This window comes from Accumulibacter sp., assembly GCF_036625195.1.
Taxonomy (GTDB): Bacteria; Pseudomonadota; Gammaproteobacteria; order Burkholderiales; family Rhodocyclaceae; genus Accumulibacter.
In genome coordinates this window covers 1,161,828-1,182,706 of sequence record NZ_JAZKUG010000001.1, presented here as the reverse complement: position 1 = coordinate 1,182,706, position 20,879 = coordinate 1,161,828, and the positions used below count along the sequence as shown (strand labels likewise).

17 protein-coding genes are annotated in these 20,879 nt (G+C 65.6%); 4 read left to right on the top strand and 13 right to left on the bottom strand.

The window, feature by feature from the left end; all coding sequences use genetic code 11:
- Positions 1 to 13: 13 nt before the first annotated feature.
- Together V5B60_RS05150 and V5B60_RS05145 are read left to right on the top strand one after the other, a co-directional pair.
- A complete protein-coding gene (locus V5B60_RS05150; RefSeq protein ID WP_332345947.1) occupies positions 14 to 2,560 on the top strand; it encodes a circularly permuted type 2 ATP-grasp protein in 2,547 nt (848 codons plus the stop codon).
- Positions 2,561 to 2,565: 5 nt separating this feature from the next.
- Complete coding sequence (locus V5B60_RS05145) at positions 2,566 to 3,561, top strand: transglutaminase family protein (RefSeq protein ID WP_332345946.1); 996 nt, start codon at positions 2,566 to 2,568, stop codon at positions 3,559 to 3,561.
- A gap of 62 nt (positions 3,562 to 3,623) precedes the next feature.
- On the opposite strand, the gene V5B60_RS05140 is transcribed toward V5B60_RS05145, so the two are convergent.
- The 13 genes from V5B60_RS05140 to V5B60_RS05085 all read right to left on the bottom strand — a co-directional run bounded on the left by V5B60_RS05140 (position 3,624) and on the right by V5B60_RS05085 (position 17,893).
- A complete protein-coding gene (locus V5B60_RS05140) occupies positions 3,624 to 4,154 on the bottom strand; it encodes a GNAT family N-acetyltransferase (protein WP_332345945.1) in 531 nt (176 codons plus the stop codon).
- A 64-nt stretch (positions 4,155 to 4,218) separates the two neighbouring features.
- Complete coding sequence (locus V5B60_RS05135) at positions 4,219 to 7,359, bottom strand: type I restriction endonuclease subunit R (RefSeq protein ID WP_332345944.1); 3,141 nt, start codon at positions 7,357 to 7,359, stop codon at positions 4,219 to 4,221.
- Positions 7,356 to 8,138, bottom strand: coding sequence for a virulence RhuM family protein (locus V5B60_RS05130; protein ID WP_332350424.1), 783 nt, complete (start codon positions 8,136 to 8,138; stop codon positions 7,356 to 7,358). Before V5B60_RS05130 ends, V5B60_RS05135 begins: the two co-directional genes overlap by 4 nt.
- Before the next feature lie 5 nt (positions 8,139 to 8,143).
- Positions 8,144 to 8,857, bottom strand: coding sequence for a type I restriction endonuclease (locus V5B60_RS05125; RefSeq protein ID WP_332345943.1), 714 nt, complete (start codon positions 8,855 to 8,857; stop codon positions 8,144 to 8,146).
- A complete protein-coding gene (locus V5B60_RS05120) occupies positions 8,854 to 9,069 on the bottom strand; it encodes a hypothetical protein (RefSeq protein WP_332350697.1) in 216 nt (71 codons plus the stop codon). The genes V5B60_RS05125 and V5B60_RS05120 overlap by 4 nt, the downstream gene beginning before the upstream one ends.
- Positions 9,070 to 9,192: 123 nt before the next feature.
- Positions 9,193 to 9,696 carry a DUF4411 family protein gene (locus tag V5B60_RS05115; protein ID WP_332345942.1) on the bottom strand — a complete coding sequence of 168 codons (504 nt, stop codon included), beginning with the start codon at positions 9,694 to 9,696 and terminating at the stop codon, positions 9,193 to 9,195.
- Positions 9,693 to 10,844: an ImmA/IrrE family metallo-endopeptidase gene (locus V5B60_RS05110; RefSeq protein ID WP_332345941.1), complete on the bottom strand. Its 1,152-nt coding sequence runs from the start codon at positions 10,842 to 10,844 to the stop codon at positions 9,693 to 9,695. Before V5B60_RS05110 ends, V5B60_RS05115 begins: the two co-directional genes overlap by 4 nt.
- Before the next feature lie 16 nt (positions 10,845 to 10,860).
- On the bottom strand, positions 10,861 to 11,265 hold the full coding sequence (locus V5B60_RS05105) for a hypothetical protein (protein ID WP_332345940.1): 405 nt from the start codon (positions 11,263 to 11,265) through the stop codon (positions 10,861 to 10,863).
- Between the two features lie 42 nt (positions 11,266 to 11,307).
- Positions 11,308 to 13,248, bottom strand: coding sequence for a DUF3732 domain-containing protein (locus tag V5B60_RS05100; protein ID WP_332345939.1), 1,941 nt, complete (start codon positions 13,246 to 13,248; stop codon positions 11,308 to 11,310).
- Positions 13,245 to 13,742 carry a three component ABC system middle component gene (locus V5B60_RS22145; protein ID WP_434735305.1) on the bottom strand — a complete coding sequence of 166 codons (498 nt, stop codon included), beginning with the start codon at positions 13,740 to 13,742 and terminating at the stop codon, positions 13,245 to 13,247. The genes V5B60_RS05100 and V5B60_RS22145 overlap by 4 nt, the downstream gene beginning before the upstream one ends.
- Complete coding sequence (locus tag V5B60_RS05095) at positions 13,739 to 14,953, bottom strand: ABC-three component system protein (protein WP_332345938.1); 1,215 nt, start codon at positions 14,951 to 14,953, stop codon at positions 13,739 to 13,741. The genes V5B60_RS22145 and V5B60_RS05095 overlap by 4 nt, the downstream gene beginning before the upstream one ends.
- Entirely contained in the window at positions 14,953 to 16,311 is a 1,359-nt protein-coding gene (locus V5B60_RS05090; RefSeq protein WP_332345937.1) for a restriction endonuclease subunit S, read from the bottom strand. Before V5B60_RS05090 ends, V5B60_RS05095 begins: the two co-directional genes overlap by 1 nt.
- A complete protein-coding gene (locus V5B60_RS05085) occupies positions 16,301 to 17,893 on the bottom strand; it encodes a type I restriction-modification system subunit M (RefSeq protein ID WP_332345936.1) in 1,593 nt (530 codons plus the stop codon). Before V5B60_RS05085 ends, V5B60_RS05090 begins: the two co-directional genes overlap by 11 nt.
- Positions 17,894 to 18,875: 982 nt before the next feature.
- Between V5B60_RS05085 and ilvB the strand changes: the two genes are divergently transcribed.
- Together ilvB and ilvN are read left to right on the top strand one after the other, a co-directional pair.
- Positions 18,876 to 20,558, top strand: coding sequence for an acetolactate synthase large subunit (ilvB, locus tag V5B60_RS05080; protein ID WP_332345935.1), 1,683 nt, complete (start codon positions 18,876 to 18,878; stop codon positions 20,556 to 20,558).
- A 3-nt stretch (positions 20,559 to 20,561) separates the two neighbouring features.
- Complete coding sequence (ilvN, locus tag V5B60_RS05075; RefSeq protein ID WP_332345934.1) at positions 20,562 to 20,870, top strand: acetolactate synthase small subunit; 309 nt, start codon at positions 20,562 to 20,564, stop codon at positions 20,868 to 20,870.
- Positions 20,871 to 20,879: the final 9 nt, after the last annotated feature.

Below are 20,879 nucleotides of genomic sequence, written 5' to 3'. Positions count from 1 at the left end.
GCGTCTCGTTTGCATGCCGCCATCGCTCGTTTCGTTCTACCCGAAGAAGGCCGACCGCTTCGACGAAATGCTCGCCGACGACGGCAGCGTGCGGCCGTCGTGGCAGTCTTTCGTCACCCAGCTCGATGCGGCAACGCCGGAGCAGATGCGCCATCGGCTCGACTACGTGCGGCGGCGCATTCTCGAGAACGGCGTCACCTACAACGTCTACGCCGATCCCAAGGGCGCCGATCGTCCCTGGGAACTCGATCCGCTGCCGCTGATCCTCTCACCCGGCGAGTGGCGGCAGCTCTCGGCCGCGGTCACCCAGCGGGCACGCCTGCTGAATGCCGTGCTGCAGGATCTGTATGGCCCGCAGACCCTGCTCCATGACGGCAGCCTGCCGCCGGCACTGATCTTCGGGCACAAGAACTATCTCTGGCCCTGCCGCGGGCTGCGGCTGCCGGGGGAGATTCACCTGCACCTCTACGCCGCCGATCTGGCGCGCTCGCCGGACGGTCGCTGGTGGGTGATCGCCGATCGCACGCAGGCGCCTTCGGGCGCCGGCTATGCCCTCGAGAACCGGACGATCGTCGGCCGGGTGTTTCCCGAGCAGTTCCGCGACCTGCACGTGCAGCATCTCGCGTCGTTCTTCCGTGACCTGCAGGACAGCCTGGCCTACTGGGCGCCAACCAGCGGCGAGACGGCGCTGGTCGTCCTCCTGACGCCGGGACCGTACAACGAGACCTACTTCGAACACGCTTACCTGGCGCGTTACCTCGGCTTCCCGCTGGTCGAGGGGCACGATCTGACGGTGCGCGGCGAGCGCGTGTACCTGCGCACGCTCAGCGGCCTGCGCCGCGTCCATGCCATCCTGCGGCGTCTCGATGACGATTTCTGCGATCCGCTCGAGTTGCGCAGCGACTCGGCCCTGGGCATCCCCGGACTGATGCAGGCGGTGCGCGCCGGCAACGTGCTGGTTGCCAATGCGCTCGGCAGCGGCCTGCTCGAATCGCCGGCGCTGCCCGGCTTCCTGCCGGCGATCAGCGAGAAGCTGCTCGGCGAGAAGCTGCTGATGCCTTCGGTTGCCACCTGGTGGTGCGGCGAACGGGCAGCCCTCGAATTCACCATCGAGCACCTCGACGATCTGGTGATCAAGGGATCCTATCCCTCACAGCGCTTCGACCCGCTCTTTGGCAACGAACTGAGGGGCAGCCAGCGGCAGGAGATGATCGCCCGCCTGCGCGCCAGACCGCAGGCCTATGTCGCCCAGGAACTCGTCAACTTCTCGCAGGCGCCGGCGTGGCACGAGCGTCACGAGCGCGCGCTGCTGCCGCGCGGAGTTGGCCTGCGCGTCTTCGTCGCGGCGACGCCGGCCGGCCACGTCGTCATGCCGGGCGGCCTGACGCGCGTCGCCGCGGTCTCCAACGCGCGCATCATCTCGATGCAGCGCGGCGGCTCGAGCAAGGACACGTGGGTGCTCACGGAGCAGGCGGTCAATACCTTCAGCCTGCTCAAGCACTCGGTCGGCAAGGCGGACCTCGTCCGTGGCGGGCGCAACCTGTCGTCGCGCGTCGTCGAGAGTCTCTACTGGTTCGGACGTTATGCCGAACGCTGCGACAAGACCTCCCGTGTGCTGCGCGTTGCCCTGGCGCGGCTGATCGATGCCGGTGGCGACGCGCAGAACGCGCTCGGCGCCGTCTGCGATCTCGCCCGCATCCTGCAGGTGCTGCCGGCCGCCGAACAGGAAAGTGGCAAGGTCGACACGACCGAAGCGCCGCCATCGCGCGAAGCCGAACTGCTGCGCGCCGTCTGCGGCAAGGAGTGGGGCGAGGGTCTGGCCGGTGACATCCGCCGCCTGCTCTGGGTGGCGACGCAGGTGCGCGAGCGCTTCTCGCTCGACAACTGGCATGCGATCAATCGGCTGCAGCAGAGGTTGCAGCATTACAGCACCGCTGGCAAGGCGCTGCCGCCGGCACCGAGCGATGCGCTGGCCTTCCTCGACGAGGTGCTGCTCACCTCGTCGTCGCTCGCCGGTTTCGCGATGGACAACATGACGCGCGACGATGGCTGGCGTTTCCTGATCATCGGCCGGCGGATCGAGCGGCTGATGTTCCTTGCCAACATGGTCGCCGGCTTCCTGCGACTCGAGTCGACGCGAGCTGCCGGCAGTCTGGAGTGGTTGCTCGAGCTGAGCGACAGCATCATCACCTACCGTTCGCGCTACATGACGCAGCCGCAGGTGTTGCCAACCATCGACCTGATCGTCTTCGACGAGGGCAATCCGCATTCGGTATCGTTCCAGCTGCAGATCCTCGTCCGCTACCTCGACAACCTGACCCGCCTGCTCGGCGGCCCGCCGGAAGAGAGCATGCGCTCGGCGCGCGCAGCGCTGCGGGGCTTCGACCTCGGCCGCTTCGAGGGATTGAGCTTCAGCCAGTGTCGCGTGTGCGATCCCTGCCTCGACTTGGCGCTGCTTCTCGGCGACATATCGCTCGCTGCCGCGGCGCTCTCCGATCGTCTGGAGATGCGCTTCTTCAGTCACGTCGGCGATGTCAGCCGGCAGACCTTCGCTTCCTGATCATCGTGACCTCGCCGCCGGCCCGCTATCACATCCTGCACGAGACCAGATACCGCTACGAGAGCCCGGTATCCCTGTCACGCCAGCTGCTCCACCTGACGCCGCGCGATTGCGGTTGGCAACGCTGCCTCGAGCACCGGATCGGTGTTTCGCCGCAGCCCACCGCCGAGCGCGAGCGCCACGACTGCTTCGGCAATCTCGTCCGCGAACTCGCGCTCGAATTCCCGCACGACACGCTCGACGTGCGTGCCGAGAGCACGGTCGAGGTGGCGTCGCACCTGCCGCGGGAAGCGGCAGCGGCGCTTGCCGGTGCCAGGGCGGCCGCGGCAGCCGGTTCGCCACGTGCGCCCGGTTACCTGAGTGCCTCGCCGGCCTGGGAGAGCGTGCGTGATGCGCTGGCCTACGGCGTGCGGCCGGTCCTGCTCGACGCCGCGTGCTACCAGTTCGAGTCGCCGCACGTGCGCGTGAAGCACGAGTTCGCCGCCTATGCGCGCAGCTGCTTCACGCCCCGACGCCCGGTGCTGGAGGCGGTGCAGGCCCTGATGAGCCGCATCTACCATGAATTCGAGTTCGATCCCGAAGCGACGACGGTGGCGACGCCGGTTCTCGAGGTGCTGGCGGAAAAGCGCGGCGTCTGCCAGGACTTCGCCCACCTGATGCTCTCCTGCCTGCGCTCGCAGGGTCTTGCCGCACGTTACGTCAGCGGCTACCTGCTCACCCATCCACCACCTGGCCAGCCACGGATGGTCGGAGCCGACGCCTCGCACGCCTGGGTTTCGGTCTACTGCCCCGAACTGGAGGGCGGGCGATGGGTCGATTTCGACCCGACCAACAACCTGTTGCCCGACGCGCAGCACATCACCCTCGCCTGGGGGCGGGACTTCGCCGATGTCTCGCCACTGCGTGGTGTCATCCTGGGCGGTGAGACACACGATCTGGAGGTGGCCGTCACCGTGACGCCGCTCGCCGAAGCCGGCGGCGAACACCTGGCATCATCCTGAGTCGCGGCCTGCCGGCCGCTGCCGCGGTGGCCAGCGCACGGCTGCCGGCAAGGACCCGGCGTTCACAGTTCCAGTCTGACGTGGACGACACCAGCGACGCGGCGTCGTTGCATCGGCAGACCGCTGCGCTCAAAAACCGCCAGCATCGCCTGGTTCGCCGGCAGCATTTCGGCGATGAAGCAGCTGATTCCCTGCGCCCGCGCAATGTGCGCCAGGTGCCACAGCAGCTTGCCGGCAAGGCCCTGGCCCTGGAAGTCTTCCTCGACGGTGAACGAGATCTCGGCGCTGGCGGCCTCAGCGGCTGCCAGCCTGAAGCTCGAAGCGCCGCCGATGATGCGTTCGCTGCCGTCATCGGCGGCGATGCATGCCACCAGGCGGGTGGTCGATACGAAATCGACTTCGGTCCACTCGCGCAGTTCCTTCGCCGTCGGCTCGCGGCGTGGGGCAAAGAAGCGCATGTACAGGGTGGCCGGGTCGAGACCATGGTAGGCCTCGAGCATGGCTGCCTTGTCTTCGGGAGTGATCGCACGGATGACCACGTTTCTGCCGTCACGCAGCTTGTCCTCGGCACGATAATGGCGGGCGTCGATCATCTTCTCCTTCCTCTTTGGTGGGTTGCTGCCGCGCCGCCAATATTCTGACTCCTGGACGCTTCGCTCACACCGCCGCCCATTCCGCGGAGAGCAGAGCGGCCTGCTCCAGCACGGTTGCCGTTGCCTTCTCCTGCTTGTCCGGCGGATAACCGTAGCGCCTGAGAATCCGCTTCACCAGCACGCGCAATCGCGCGCGGACAGTCTCGCGCAGCGTCCAGTCGATGGTCACATTGGCGCGCACGGTTTTCACCAGCTCCTGCGCGATCGTCCGCAGCGTTTCGTCGCCGAGCACCTTCACCGCGCTGTCGTTGGTTTCCAGCGCGTCGTAGAAGGCCAGTTCGTCCTCGGAGAGCCGCAGCGCGCTGCCGCGTGCGTGCGCCTCGCGCATCTCCTTGGCCAGCCCGATCAACTCCTCGATGATCTGCGCCGCTTCGATCGCCCGATTCTGGTAGCGGCGGATCGTTTGCTCCAGCATCTGGGCGAACGAGCGCGCCTGGATGACGTTCTTGCGCCGCCGCGCGGCCAGTTCGCCCTGCAGCAGCTTCGCCAGCAATTCGACCGCCAAGTTGCGCTGCGACATGCCGCGCACTTCGGCCAGGAACTCCTCGGAGAGAATCGAGATGTCGGGCTTGGCGAGCCCTGCCGCGGCGAAGACGTCGATCACGCCCTCCGGCGCCACCGCGCGCGAGATGATCTGCCGCACTGCGTGCTCGATGTCTTCTTCCGGCCGTGAATCGCCGGGCGCGCGCTTGGCGAGAACCGCCCGTACCGTCTGGAAGAACGCCACGTCGTCGCGGATGCGCAGCGCCTCGCTGTGCGGCACCGCCAGCGCGAAAGCCTGCGACAGCTCGCGCACGGCACCGACACACCGCTCCTTGCCGTTCTCCTGCGCCAGGATGTGCTCCTGCGCGAGCGGCAGCAGGGCCAGCCGCTGCTGCGGCGTGCCGGTCGTCCAGTGCGACCAGTTGCAGCCGTGGAAGAGTCCGCAGCAGACGTCGTACTTCTCCAGCATCACGGCCACCGCTTCGTCCTGGTCCAGCGCCGTGCGCCCGCTGCCGCCACTCTCGGTGTACGTCGCCAGCGCTTCCTTCAGCTCCTGCGCGAGGCCGAGGTAGTCCACCACGAGCCCGCCGGGCTTGTCCCTGAACACGCGGTTCACGCGTGCGATCGCCTGCATCAGACCGTGTCCACGCATCGGCTTGTCGAGGTACATGGTGTGCAGGCTCGGCGCGTCGAAGCCGGTGAGCCACATGTCGCGCACGAGGACAATCCTGAACGGGTCCGTCGGGTCGCGGAAGCGATTGGCCAGCGCCTCGCGCCGCGGCTTGCTGCGGATGTGCGGCTGCCAGTTCGCAGGGTCGGAGGCCGACCCGGTCATCACCACCTTGAGCGCGCCGCGCTCGTCGTCGGTGCCGTCCCAATCCGGCCGCAGCCTGACGATCTCGCGGTACAGCTCGACGCAGATGCGCCGGCTCATGCAGACAATCATCGCCTTGCCGTCCAGCGCCTCGAGCCGCTTCTCGAAGTGCTCGACGATGTCCTTGGCCAACAGTTCCAGCCGCCTCTCGGCGCCAACCACGGCCTCGAGTTGCGCCCATTTGGTCTTGAGCTTTTCCTTGCGCTCGACCTCCTCGCCTTCGGTCGCTTCCTCGAAGCCGGCGTCGATCATCGGCCGCTCGGCCTCGTCGAGCGCGAGCTTGGCCAGACGGCTCTCGTAATAGATCGGCACCGTGGCGCCGTCCTGCACGGCGCGCTGGATGTCGTAGATGCTGATGTAGTCGCCGAACACCGCGCGCGTGTTGGCGTCGGTCAGCTCGATCGGCGTGCCGGTGAAGCCGATGAACGAGGCGTGCGGCAGCGCGTCGCGCATGTGGCGCGCGTAGCCGTCGATGAAATCATACTGGCTGCGGTGCGCCTCGTCGGCGATCACGACGATGTTGCGCCGGTCGCAGAGCATCGGGTGGCGGTCGCCTCTCTCCTCCGGGAAGAACTTGTGGATGGTGGTGAACACCACCCCGCCTGCCGCCACGCTGAGCAGCTCGCGTAGGTGCGCGCGACTTCCGGCCTGCACCGGCGGCTGGCGCAGTAGGTCGCGGCAGCGCGAGAAGGTGCCGAAGAGCTGGTCGTCGAGGTCGTTGCGGTCGGTGAGCACGACCAGTGTCGGGTTCTCCATCGCCGGCTCGCGGATGATTCGGCCGGCGTAGAACGCCATCGTCAGGCTCTTGCCCGAGCCCTGCGTGTGCCACACCACGCCCACGCGGCGGTCGCCGGGCTGGCCACCCGGCTTGCGGCCGGCCTCGTAGCGGCCCTGTCCCGCCAGCAACCGCTGCGCTCCCCGCTGCAGCTGCGCCGCGCGCAGCGTTTCGCCGACCGCGACCTGCACCGCGTGAAACTGGTGGTAGCCAGCCATCTTCTTGGTGATGCGACCGCCGTCGTCCTCGAAGACGATGAAGTCGCGCAGCAGATCGAGGAAACGACGCGGCGCGCACAGGCCTGCGATCACCACCTGCAACTCGGGCAGGTGCGCATCGGCCAGGGTCTCGCCCGCGATCGTGCGCCAGGGCTTGAACCACTCGCGACCGGCGCCGAGGGTGCCGACCCGCGCCTCGACGCCGTCGGAGACGGCGAGCAGCGCATTCGGCGCGAACAGCGTCGGCACCTCGGCCTGGTAGGTCTGGAGCTGCTGAAAGGCGTTCCAGATCGTGGCGTCCTCGGCGGCAGGATTCTTCAGTTCGAGCACCGCCAGCGGCAGGCCATTCACGAACAGCAGCACATCCGGCCGCCGCGAGTGCTTGTTCTCGACGACGCTGAACTGGTTCACCGCCAGCCAGTCGTTGCCGGCCGGGTCGGCGAAGTCGATCACCCGCGCCTGCGCGCCACGGATGCTGCCGCCGGCTTCGCGGTACTCGACCGTAACGCCATCAACCAGCAGGCGCTGCAGCGCGCGGTTGCGCACGATGAGGTCGACGCCTTCAGGCCGCGCCAGCTTGCGGAAGGCATCGTCCAGCGCTTCGGCCGGCAGTGCCGGGTTGAGCCGCGCGAGCGCATCGCGCAGGCGCAGGGCCAGGACGACCTGCCCGTAGTCGTCGCGCTCGGCAGCGGCTTCGCCGGGGGCGATCCCGGCGCCACTGCGAACTCGCCAGCCGACGTTTTCAAGCCACGCCAGCGCGGCCTGCTCGACGACGGATTCGGTGAATCCGCTCACGTGACCGGCTCCGCGAGCATGTTCATCACCAGCCGGATCATCACCTCCTTGTCCGTCGGCGCCGATTCGGCCACCAGCAGCGCCAGCGCAGCCAGCCCGTCCTCGCGCTCCCGTCCGAAGAGTTCGGTCGCCGCGCCGCGCGCGAGCAGATCCCGCTTGAGGCGCACGATGGCGGCACGCGCTTCGGCGACTGGCGGCAGCAGGCCGCCGACCATGCCCTTCGGCTCGACCCCCAATCCCTCGTCGTAGCGCTGCAGGAGGAGGAAGGTCAGTGTGTAGCGGGCGATGACATCGACCAGCCCGCGTCCCTGATCGGTGCTCAACGCCTCTCCGGCGGCGGCCTTGCGCACCAAAGCCAGTGAGGCTTCCAGTTCGCGGGCGTTGTGCTCGAAGCGCTGGCGGTTGAGGGTGTAGCCCTGCACCAGGTGGTCGCGCAGCGTGCGCGTGGCCCATTGGCGGAAACGCGTTCCCTGGGCAGACTTGACCCGGTAGCCGACGGATATGATCACGTCCAGGTTGAAGTGGTCGACCTGGTACGTCTTCCCGTCGGCGGCAGTATGTGCAAATTTTGCACATACTGCTTCCACGTCGAGTTCTCCCTCCCGGAAGACGTTGCGGACGTGCTTGGTGATGACCGAACGCTCACGCCCGAACAGTTGGCTCATCTGGTCCTGCCGGAGCCAGACCGTGTCCCGCTCCAGGCGCACATCCACCCGGGCGGCACCGTCGGGCGCCTCGTAGACAAGGACTTCGCCGCGGGGGATATCCGCTTCGCCCATGTTGGTCACCTTCGTGCCTCCTGAAGCACGGGAACGTAGGCATTGGCCAGCGTATCGCCCGCGAAGGTGCACAAGTGCTTTAACCGCTCGCTCGCGGCGCCGAGCGTGCCCACGCGCGCCGCCACGCCGTCGGAGACTGCGAGCAGCGCATTCGGTCCGAACAGCACCGTGACCTCGGCCTGGTAGGTCTGGAGCTGCTGGAACGTGCTCCAGATCGTGGCGTTCTCGGCGGCGGCATTCCGCAGTTCCAGCACCACCAGCGGCAGGCCGTTCACGCACAGCACCACGTCGGGCCGCCACCAGTGCTTCTGCTCGCCGACGCTGAACTGGTTCACCGCCAGCCAGTCGTTGCCCGCCGGGAGGTTGAAGTCGATCACCCGCGCCTGCGCGCCGCGGATGCTGCCGTCGGCATAGCGGCATTCGACCGTCACGCCATCCACCAGCAGGCGGTGCAGCGCGCGGTTGCGCACGAGGAGGTCTGTCCCCTCGGGCCGCGTCAGCTTGCGGAAGGCATCGTCCAGCGCCTCGGCCGGCAGTGCCGGGTTGAGCCGCGCCAGCGCATCGCGCAGGCGCAGCCCAAGGACGACCTGCCCGTAGTCGTCTCGCTCGGCAGCGGGTTCGCCGGGGGCGATTCCGGCGTCACTGCGAACTCGCCAGCCGACGTTTTCAAGCCACGCCAGCGCGGCCAGCTCGACGACGGATTCGGTGAATCCGCTCACGTGACCGGTTCCACGAGCATGTTCATCACCAGCCGGATCATCACATCCTCGTCCGTCGGTGCCGATTCGGCCATCAGCGGCGCCAGCGCGGCCAGCCCGACGTCGCTGATCACGGCCTCGCCGTTGCGGATCAGCCGCGCGTTGCGGTGCAGGAACTCGACCAGCAAACCCTCGTCGTAGCGCTGCTGGAGGAGGAAGGTCTGTGTGCCCAAAGGCGCCGCGCCCCGCTGCGGGCTCGCCGGGAGCGATCTCGCTGCCGTTATGGACCCGCCAACCGGTGCTCTCGATCCAGGCGAGAACGGGCTGCTCAACGACGGATTCGGTGCAACCGGAACTCATGTCAGCAGTTCCCCTCGGCCCAGTACGAAGCGGGCGCGCTCGCGGCGCAGCATCTCGTAGGGTGTCATGAATCGCATGCCCAAGCCGATGCAGACGTTGGGAATCTTGATGCGCTTGACGGAGTTGGCGGGCACTTCGTGCGTCACCACGACGTGCCCGTCCGCAAGGGCGTGGGCGATCAGGTAGAAGTCGGCAACCTGCAGGAAGGTGCTGATGGCTGCCGGTTCGTACTGTTGCTGTGTAACCCAAGTGCTGACAGCGCCGAACTGTGCTGCGACCGAGACTCCAGTTCTCAGAAACAGAGCATGGCCACGTTCGCGCATCCAATCGTTCAGCTCGTCAGCGCCCGCGGCGATTTCATCCGCCACTTTATCGATGCTGAACACGCGACCGCACGCGCCGTTGTCGATCAGCCAGTCCCAGAAGGCAGGGCAGAAGTCCAGCCCATAATGCAGGTTCTTGGCCTGGATGAAGACGTTGGCATCGAGCAGGTAGGTCACGACATCACCCCCAGCTCTCGCGCCGCTTGGTAGAACGTGGCCGTCTTCCGTACGCCCAGCATGCGGAAGGCGTCTTGAAACAGCGTCTGTCCTTCGAGCGTGCTGGAGAGCACCGCTCGCGCGAAGCGCCTGCCGGTTCGCGCGCCCAGAGTGCGGTAAAAGTCACCGCCGCCGGTACCGCCTCGGTCGAGCGCCCGTATGCGCGCCAGTTCGTCCCGATAGCCTTGCCAGAGGGTGTCCTCATCGATGAACCGCGCATCGAACAGTCGACGCAGCGCCACCAGCGTGCTCACTTTGAAAATGCGCGCGAGGCGCTGGATTTCATCCCCAATCGGCGCGTCGGCCTCATGCTCACTCCGCAACGCGGCCAAGGGCACCAGGAATTCCGCTGCCACCGCATTGCACCAACGTTCCACACGCTGCGCCGGCGGTTGCCCGGCTACCGGATCCGAAACCCCGCTCTCACCCAGCCACAGGTGTGCCAGTTCATGCGCCAGGGTAAACATCTGCGCGGCCTTGCTGTCTGCCGCATTGATGAACACGAGGGGTGCCAGATCATCCGCCAGCGCGAAGCCGCGAAACTCCTCGACATCCAACTTGCGGTGACTGTTGCTGCCGAGAATGGAACTGGCCATCACCAACACTCCGGCATCCTCGGCCTTGGCGGCGAGTTGGCGCAGCGCGTCGGTCCACGTAGGCACCCGCTGCCGGTCCTCGACAGACAGCGCAAGCGCCTGCCGCATCGCCTCGGCTACGCGCTCCGGGGAGTCCTGTACTCCCGCACTACCCACAAAGGCCAGAGGCGCCAGCGCGTGCACGCGGGCATAGTCGCGGAACCAATCCTGCCGCTGCTGGCACAGGTAAATCGTGTCGAGCAGATTCGGGCTGGGGCGGGCGACGACACGATCGGCCACTGTACGGAAATCGGGAATCGGCAGCGCCTCTTGCGGCGGCGCCGGCAGGAACAGATAGCCGATCGGGACGTGTACCGTGCGGGCAAACTCTTCCAGTTGCCGCAAGGTCGGCAGCAGCGTACCGTCTTCCCACTCGCCGAGCTTCGGGAAACGCCCTGCCAGTTCGAGCGTATTCATCCCGGCGCGCTCACGTGCCCAGGTCAGCAACTCTCGGTTGACAGGGATGCGGTTCATGCTTTCTCGCCCACCATCATGTCCCATTTCCTTCGTCTTGGACTTTCTGCTGCCAAGCAAGGACCACTGCCCTGTTGCCCTTCGCAACCTCGGCGATGGTCGTCGCGAGTGCTTTGGCGCGCCGCGTCTCGCTTGCCGCCACCCGCACCACGTGGAACTGGTGGCGACCGACCATCTTCTTGGCGGTGCAGCCGCCGTCGTCCTCGAACACGATGAAGAGGAGGTCGGCGTCTTCTCGCAGCATCAGCTTGCAGAAGGCATCATCCGGGGCCTCGGCGGGCAACGAAGCATTGAGGCGCGCGATGGCGTCGCGCAGACGCTGCGCGAGGACAACCTGCCCGTAGTCATCACGCTCCGTAGCGCGCTCGCCGGGGCGATCTCGGCGCCGCTGCGGACTTGCCAGCCAGCGCTTTCGAGCCAAGCGAGGGACGCCTCTTCGACGACAGATTTGGTAAGGTCGCCGCTACTCACTTCGCGGCCACTCCTCAGGGACCAATTTCGCTCCGCCGCGCCACCGTTCCACGACTGCGTGCTGGTACCAGTATTCCTTTATGTCTGCGTGCTCGGTCATCACCACCTGGAAGCGCGGGGCCAGCTCACTCACAACCTTGAAGACAAACTGAAACATCCTGACAACCGCCTGCCTATCGTCTTCTACAACCCCAGACATCGATCCATCAATATCCTTCTCGGGCGGGAAGTAGACTTGCGATGGTTGATCGAGGAACAAGAAGCGAGGAACCGGTCGACCGCGCTGCGTGAACCACTCATGCAATGCAAGGTGTGCAATGAGGTGGTAGCCAACCCAGTTCTCACCGCTGCCCATTCGGTCCATCGGTACCGGTCCGTCCACGGTGTCCGCGACAATCGTCAGGCGCTTGAGGTCCAACCTAAGGGGGAACTTCGAGTGCTCTAGATCTAGTTCACGCGCCCAATCCGTCATCCGCCTGCCGAGAATAGACGTGATGGAGTCGATACGCTCCCTGACTCGCTCATCACTGAGTTCCTCCTCAAGCGCAGCCGCTTGAGCCCTCAACCGTCGAGCTTGTTCCTCGAGCGCCTTAGTGTCTGGAAGCTCAGGAAGGCTCTCCAAGTACAAGCCGACGCGCCCAAGGATGAGGGCACGTTTGGCCGTTTCGTCCTGGACCCGCTGCAACTGATCGCTCGAGCTCCGCACCGCCTCCATCTCTGCTCGGTTCTTGCCCAACGCCGCGACGACCTCTTGCAGCTTTGCGTCGAGTTCCGCAATGGCTCGCTCGACCCACGGGGCCGCCCGGGTTACCGACTCCAGACGGGACGACACGTCGGTCAGGGCGTTCCTGATCTGTGCCACAGGCGGAACTGCGCGTGCATCGGGGAGGTCTTGCGAACACAGCGGGCAGACGTGACCCGGCTCCGACCCGTCAAAGATTCCAATTGTCGCAAGTCGAGCTCTTTGCTCAGATGCCTCTCGCGAAAAGCCCGTTTCATCTCGTTCGAACGCGCGCGCGCTGGATACCTCGTCGCGCAATCGGCGTTGCTCTTCGAGTAGACGAGCCCGTTCGGCGACCAAGCGCCCATACTCCTGTCCGCTCGGATGCTCAAGGGCGACCCCTGCGATCGGCGTCCGAGACACTTCCTGAAGCGCCGAGACGGTTTGCTCCCATGTGTTCACCTCGCTCGACGAGAGCCCAACGTCTCTTGCCTGAGCCAATAGGGTCGCCGCTTTGCTAGTTCCTGTACCCCGAAGCGACTGCAGCTCGCTTAGCTGGCGATCGCAAGCCCGGAGCTGCTCGCGCACTCGCCGAAGCTCCTCACGCTTCCGCACGAACTCATCGTCGACCGCCCCAAGGAAATACGGCAGCGTATCCCTCAGCGCCTGCGCGACGAAATTGTCCCCCGCTCCACGGAACAGCTGCTGCCGCCGAATAATCTCGTCCTGCGGCTGAAAGCAGAGGCCCAGCGCGTGGCGCACATTCGCAGATAGTGCCGGTCTGGTCTGACCTGGCAATGGTTCATGAATGTTGTCGTGGATTCCACTCCAGCCGGTCAGGAGGGCGCCAAGGCCTCTCGTATTCGTGGTCTGCCGGAGAGCGCCCGCGTCAGGTGCTTCGACGTGTTCTCCGACCTCAACGAAACACTCTTCGCTAGATACCGATCTTGCATTCGGACAACGTCTTGCGATGAAAGCCTGGCCGCTATCGAGTTGAAGCCGCAGCCCGAACCACGCTACAGCCCGGCGAATAGGACCCTCGGGGACTCGGCATTCGTCCGCACCGAAGCAGTAATCGACAATGTCGACGAGGGCCGACTTACCAGTCTTAGATGCGCCCGTGATGATGTTGACCGCGCCAGCCTTCAGCGAAAGAACACGCCTTTGTCCTTGGTGGCTGAAGACAACAATGGCCAAGATCTGCATCGTCATGGGCGTACCCCGATCAAGGCGAGAACGGTCGCCGCGTTTCCGGCTCGGGCGAACCACTGCCCAATGAAAGCTGCTCGACTAACGGAATTCTTGACTTCGTCACTGGACATTTTGATGACTCGATTCACGACTCGTTGCCAATCCGGGTCTGCGTGCAACCTGCCCGAGTCAAGCCGAATGAGTCCATGGGCGCCGCCGAACGTTAGCGCCTCCTTTGTGAACGGGACTAGGAATCGGGCGCGGCTCGCCACTCGCACCCGCGCCAGCGGGTACTCCTCAAGCCACGCAGCGAGCGAAGTCCGACCAGAGCGCGGCAGTGTCTCCCTCGTCCCACGATGAAGGATAAATGGCAGTACCAAGAAAGATTCCTCAAACGACAGCGCCACGTTCCCCTCAGCAACGTGTCCGCGGGCGGCGTGCCAAAGCAGAGTCGCGCAGAAGCTCGGGTTCAAGAGCGCTCGTTCCTCGTGAGATCGGTTCGCCCAGACCGTCATGAGGTTCTCCCCGTCGTTCTCAAGAGTGCCTCAAGGCGGGCCCGAAACTCGGGGTGCCATCCAATCCGCGCCTCGTCGGCGAGCATGTGAAGCGAGCCCCGGGTAACGAAAGGCTCCGTGACACTAGGCCGAATCGGGATAGGCGTGCGCTCTGCCCAAGCGAGCACCGAGCGTGCAGCTTGCTCTTGCGCCTCGTCGGTAGCGTCATCTCCAACATCGTCGCGCATTGCCTCAAAGACCAGCTCCCACTCCTGGTAGAGCCGTTGCTCGTACTTATGAAGGTCCAGGCCAACCACCAAGTCATCACGCAACCAGCGGGACCGCTGTTCGAATGCCCTGTAGTAGTCGCGAACGGCAGCGGCTATTCGGCGCTTACCGGCCTTGATGAGTCCTAGCTGCCTGACAAACGTAGCGTCCTCATGAGCCGCCGTGGTTGCATCATCAAGCGTGAAACCCAGAAGGTCCTCGTCAATCGGCAGTGCATCGTGCTTGAACTGCTCGCGCAGGTCAGCCATTTGCGCCTCGATCTCGACGGAGCCAACTCGATCGTGCGTTGCTTCGACCAGTTGCCGAAGCACACGGCGAAGCCACCATCCCTCAAGTCTGTCGAGGAACGCCGCGTGGTGCTCCCTCCCAGCTGCCCAAAACACTTCGTCCCGCAACTCCTTGTCGAGATCAACTACTGTGGGCGCAGCATCAATGATGCAGACCTTGGCAAGAATCGCGGTGCGCTCGGTCGGAGACGCCTCTAGATAAGCGGCATACGCGACCTTGTTCCCCAGGTTCGTTGAAGTCGCAGCCGTGGCATCTAGCGCGTGCTGCGCCGCTGAAGCGTCGCGGGAGTTTGCGCGGAGCCGGTATGCCGCGCTGCCGTCAGGCGCAGAACTCGTTGTGACGAGGTAAAGGTTCGCGGTCGGCGGGATCTGTCCCGACGCGTGGCCCTCAAACCAGACCCTCAGCGTCTTCCAAAGATCCGGACTTGCGTCGGTCAGGGATGCGGAACCCTTGCGGTGGTGTTTTGTTTGAAGGAGGTCAGTCGGGTTACCTCCGGTTGTTTCGAATGTCACATCGTCGAGTGTCTCGATCGAGACAAGGAAGTCGGGCTCGTTCTTCTGTCGCCGCAAAGCCCAGAGCAGGGCCGATCGGACCTGATAGAGATATCCAAGAGTTGCGTCGACGGCTGAGAAGACGCCGCGGCTGCCAGTAGTCATTACATCACCTCTGCTACTGGGTTGCGGTGAGCGATCCTCAGTTCACCCGAGATGAGCTTGGGCAGAAGCGTGTCGCGCAAAGCTCCAAGGGTGCGCGATTGCTCGCGAGCCAAGGCGGCCTGTTCCATGAGCGCTTCACTTGGCGCAAACAGTTCCGAAAGCACTGCCTCGGGTGGAACGGCTACCCTCGCTCTCGACAGCATCCCAAGACTCAAGTTCGCTTGCACAGCGTGGACGATGTTACTGTGTAGCTCTTCGCGAAATGCTTCCTGCCTCATCGCCAACGCCAGGAAAGCGGAGGAGATGTTCGATCGTGGGCGAATAACCGCGACTGCCTGGTTGGTGTTCGCCGGCAACAAAGACTCCTCGACGATGGACACGCGGCCAATGGTTCCGGCAATGGTGTAGAGCACATCTTTCGCTCGAAGAACGGAACGTTTCAGTACGCCAAGGTGAACTGACTTCGGCATTGTGGTGAGTTTGTCGAAGAGGATTTCCCCGTCTCCGTCGATAGCGTTGACGCGGACATAGCGGACCGGTGGATCGTCCGGCGCCGCCGCCTCCACGTCCTCTTGAGTCGGCGTAGTGCCCTTCGTAATCACCGCTGTGAGATCAGACAGCGGCACCACTTTCCACCCCTTCGGAATCTCGCCGAGTTCGGAGTCGACCAGGCGGGCGGGGAAGAGGTCGGCGAGGGGCTTGGGGAGGCCGGGGTCGCGGCCTTCGGCCTTGGCGCGGACGGGGTCGAAGTCCACGAACCACGACTTGAAGAGCGCGCGCGCCATTGCCTCCAGCGTCTCGTTCATTCGCCGGTTCAGCTCGATCTTGTCGTCCAGCGAGCCGAGGATGTGGGCGATGGCGCGTTGTTCGCCTATTGGCGGGAGCGTGATTCCGAGCCGCTTCTGATCAATGAGGCTGAGATATGGCGCCATGTCGGTGGACGCCTTCATGCCGGCTAGCTGCTCCGTGAACTCTGGGCTTTTGCTCCAGTAGCGGAGGAACCCGCCTTCGACGCGACTGGGATCAAGACTGCGCCAGTAGCTCAGGTGCGGGGAATAAACGAACGGCGGCATCGATGGCGTTACGTAGGTCGTGCGCCCCGTGCTGTTGCCCTTCGTTGTGATCACTGCGTCACCTGGTTTCGCCACCTTGGACTGAACTCGTGGTTCAAGCGCGACGTGGAAGCGTTCCACACCGTCAAAGTCGATGCGTGTGTCGGTTACGTGTCCGGCTCGAAGAAACATCAACCCATCGCCACCAAGTTCCTCATTCTTGGCGCGATAGCCGTCCCCGATTTCAAGCACGCCCTCGGAGATGAGCTTGAGAAATGTGGTTCGCCCGAACCACTCACCCGCCATACCCAAGCTCCTTCAGGTTGGCGGCGATCGCGGCATCGAGCTTCGCAGCCTCAGCCTGCTGCTCGCGCAGTGTCGCGGTAAGCCGCCGCATCTTCTCCTGGAACGGCTCGCCCTCGTCCTCCTGCGCCTCGGCGCCGACGTAGCGGCCGGGCGTAAGCACGTGGCCGTGCTTGCGCACCTCGTCCAGCTGCGCGCTTTTGCAAAAGCCGGGCACGTCGGCGTACTCGCCCGCATCCTTCTCGCCGCGCCAGGCGTGGTAGGTATTGGCGATGCGGGCGATGTCCTCGTCGGTCAGCTCGCGGTGGGTGCGGTCCACCAGCGGCCCAAGCTTGCGGGCGTCGATGAACAGCACTTGGCCGCGTCGGTCGCGGAAACGGGACTCGCCTCCGGCTCGGGTGCCGTTCCTGCGGTCACGCGCCAGGAACCACAGGCACGCAGGGATTTGCGTCGAGTAGAAGAGCTGGCCCGGCAGCGCGACCATGCAGTCCACGAGGTTGGCCTCGATCAGGTTCCTGCGGATCTCGCCCTCGCCGGACTGGTTGGACGACATCGAGCCATTGGCCAGGACGAAGCCGGCCACGCCGGCCGGCGCCAGGTGGTGCACGATGTGCTGCACCCAGGCGAAGTTGGCGTTGCCCGGCGGCGGCGTGCCGTAATGCCAGCGCTTGTCGTCGCGCAGGCGCTCGCCGCCCCAGTCGGAGATGTTGAACGGCGGGTTGGCGAGGATGAAGTCGGCCCTGAGGTCGGGGTGGCGGTCGTTCTGGAAGGTGTCGCCGTGCGCGATCTGGCCGGAGTCGATGCCGCGGATGGCGAGGTTCATGCGCGCCAGTCGCCAGGTGGTGTAGTTCGACTCCTGGCCGTAGATCGAGATGTCCGCCCTGGCCTTGGCGCCGGCGTTCAGGCCGTGACCGTTGCCCTTGGCGTGCGCGCGGATGAACTCCACCGACTGCACGAACATGCCCGACGAGCCGCAGCAGGGGTCGTACACCCGGCCGCGGTAGGGCTCGAGCATCTCGACCAGCAGCTTGACCACGCAGCGCGGCGTGTAGAACTCGCCCCCCTTCTTGCCCTCGGCGCTGGCGAACTGCGAGAGGAAGTATTCGTAGACGCGGCCGAGCACGTCCTTCGCGCGGCTGGCCTCGTCGCCGACCTTGATGTTGCTGATCATGTCGATCAACTGGCCGAGGCGTTGCTTGTCGAGCGCGGGGCGGGCGTAGTCCTTGGGCAGCACGCCCTTGAGCGCCGGGTTGTCGCGCTCGATGCCGGCCATCGCGTCGTCGACGAGCTGGCCGATGGTGCTCTGGCGCGCCTGCGCCTTTAGGTGCGGCCAGCGCGCTTCGGGCGGCACCCAGAAGATCGAGAGCGCGCGGTACTCGTCGGGGTCTTCGGGGTCGGCGCCCTCCGCCTGCTCGGCCAGCAGCGCGGCGTGCTTCTCCTCGAAGGCGTCGGAGATGTACTTGAGGAACAGCAGGCCGAGGCAGACGTGCTTGTACTCGGCGGCGTCCATGCTGCCGCGCAGCGCGTCGGCCATCTGCCAGAGCTGGGCTTCATAGCCGACGTTGGCGCCGGTGCTGCCCGTCATCCCGGAATGGTCCTTGCGTCTTGCCAATGGCTACCTCGTTCGATCGTTCCGTCAAGCACTATAGCATGCAGGCGGAGCGGACCTGCGCTTGCCCGAGCGATCGGCAGATCACGGATAGTCATCGTCACGCCGTGCCACCAGCAGCCCGCAAGCCCCTGCCGATCGGCAAGGCGCGCAGCCCCGGAGCCAGGCGCTTGCCAAGTGCCGGTGCGCGGCGCAAGGGGTAGGTTCGGTCGAACGCGCGACACCATCGAGCAGCGCGATGAAGTTTCGTTTCTTCCTGAATTGCAGGCGAGGTTCGGCGAGGTTGTTGCCGAGGTCCCGCGACTGATCCAGCGCCCTCGATGACCAAGCAGTGGCATTGCTCACGCGCTTTGAGCAACGCGCCAATCCGGGAATCGGAACCCGCCGCCGGGCCGGTGCGGCGCAAGGCTTGTTCCACGATGCTGAGGAATGGCGTCGTCCAGCGATCGGACCGGAACCCCAGCCACTCCTCGACCACCTGTTCATGGACCCCACACCCGCCGGGCATCGCGCGTGCTCTCCCCGCCAGCCCCCTGCGATCTGAGCGCCGCAGCGGCAAGAGGCGGGCCTGCCGGCGAACGGCCCCGATTCGGCTGGCGCATGCGCCAGCGCTGGATCGGCGAGATCGGGGTTGCGTTTCTCGCCGCGCTCGGTTCTAATGTGGCCTTCGTTCGACGACTTCAGGATCTCGCGACAATGCTCCGTTCTGCCAAGCCAGCAACACATCGACCGGCAGTGGCCTCGGCCACGCGGTTCGCTGCGGTTGGTGTGCCTGCAGTCGCTGTAGTACGCCTGGCTGGCGTAGGACCCGACACACCGTCGAGGGTCGAGAGAAGCTAGGTCGCGAAGACGACGACAGATTCCAGAAACCCCCGCCGGTGCAAGCCGAGCGGGGGTTTCGCCTTTATGCGGTCCAGCGTCCGCCGTGTCCCGGGGCGCCTTTTTTCAGGAGATTGCCTTGAGCAGAGAAGCCCCAGAATCCCTCAGCGGTGCCCAGATCGTCGTTCGTCTCCTCGAACGACAGGGCGTCCGCACGCTGGCCGGGATACCCGGCGGCGCCATCCTGCCGATCTACGATGCGCTGTCGGCGTCGAAGCGGATCCATCATGTGCTTGCCCGGCATGAGCAGGGAGGCGGCTTCATGGCGCAGGGCATGGCCCGTGCCACCGGACTGCCGGCGGTCTGCATGGCGTCGTCGGGTCCGGGGGCGACCAACCTGCTGACGGCGATCGCCGATGCCAAGCTCGATTCGATCCCGCTGGTGGCGATCACCGGCCAGGTGCCACGGGCGATGATCGGTACCGACGCCTTCCAGGAGGTCGACACCTACGGCCTGAGCATCCCGATCACCAAGCACAACTTCCTCGTCGGTTCGGCGGAGGAACTGCTGCAGGTCATTCCGCGCGCTTTCCGCATCGCCGCCTCCGGCCGGCCGGGTCCGGTACTCGTCGATATTCCGAAGGACGTGCAGAACCAGGTGGTCGAGGTCGCCGAGTGGCCCGCGCCGGGCAGCGCCGATGCCCTGCCGCCGCCGGCAGCCGATCTGATCAGCGCGGCGGCGGCGATGATCAACGAGGCTGCGCGGCCGATCCTCTACCTCGGTGGCGGTGTCGTCCATTCGGGCGCCGCCGCCGCCGCCGTCGCGCTCGCCGAGAAGGCCAGCCTGCCGACGGTGATGACGCTGATGGCACTCGGCGCGATGCCGGTCGATCACCCGCTCTCACTCGGCATGCTCGGCATGCACGGGGCCCGTTGCACCAACCTCGCGCTCGACGAGTGCGACCTGCTGATCGCCGTCGGAGCCCGCTTCGACGACCGCGCAACCGGCAAGGTCGCGGGCTTCTGCCCGCAGGCGAAGATCGTCCATATCGACATCGACCCGTCGGAACTCGACAAGATCAAGACCGCGCATGTCGGGATTGCCGGTGATGTCGGCGCCGTGCTGCAGTTGCTGTTGCCGGCGGTCGATGGCGCGCTGCGCGTGGACTGGCTGGCGCGCGTCGCCTGTCTGAAAGCCGAGCATCCGCTGCGCACGCCGGGCATCGACGATCCGCGGACGCCCTACGGGTTGATCCGTGCCGTCGCCGATTGTCTCGACGACGAAGCGACGATCACCACCGACGTCGGGCAGCACCAGATGTGGGTGGCGCAGGCGTACCCGCTGCGCCGGCCGCGCCAGTGGCTGACCTCGGGCGGGCTCGGGACGATGGGCTTCGGCATGCCGGCGGCGATCGGTGCCGCGCTTGCCGAACCGCAGCGGACGGTGGTCTGCTTCAGCGGCGATGGCAGCATCCTGATGAACATCCAGGAGCTGGTCACCGCTGCCGAGGAGGGAGTCAACGTCAAGATCGTGCTGATGAACAACGCGTCGCTCGGCCTGGTCTTCCAGCAGCAGACGCTGTTCTACGGCGAGCGCATCTACGCCTCGAAGTTCAAGGGCATGCCCGATTTCGTCCGCGTCGCCGAAGGTTTCGGGGTCGCAGCGATCGACCTCGATGCTGCCGGCGATCCGCGGGCGGCGCTCGCCGCAGCGCTGGCGACGCCTGGCCCGATGCTGATCCACGCCGGCATCGAGATGCGTGAGCAGGTTTTGCCGATGGTGCCGCCGGGCGCCGCCAACAAGGACATGATCGGAGGCTGAACGATGAACTCGCTGACAAGAACCGAGAATCAGGCGTTGACGCGCGCCGTGCTCGAGCTGGATGTCAATAACCACGCCGGCGTGATGTCGCACGTCGTCGGCCTGTTCTCCCGCCGTGCCTACAATGTCGAGGCGATCCTGGTGATGCCGGTCGGCAGTGGTCAGACCAGTCGCATCTGGCTGCTGGTGAATGAGGATGAGCGACTGGAGCAAATGGTGAAGCAGGTGGAGAAGCTCGAGGACGTGCTCGCGGTTCGCCGTCACGGCGCCGAGCATGAGGTCTTCGTCCGCCTCGAGGAGTTCTTCCGCTGATCGCTCCTG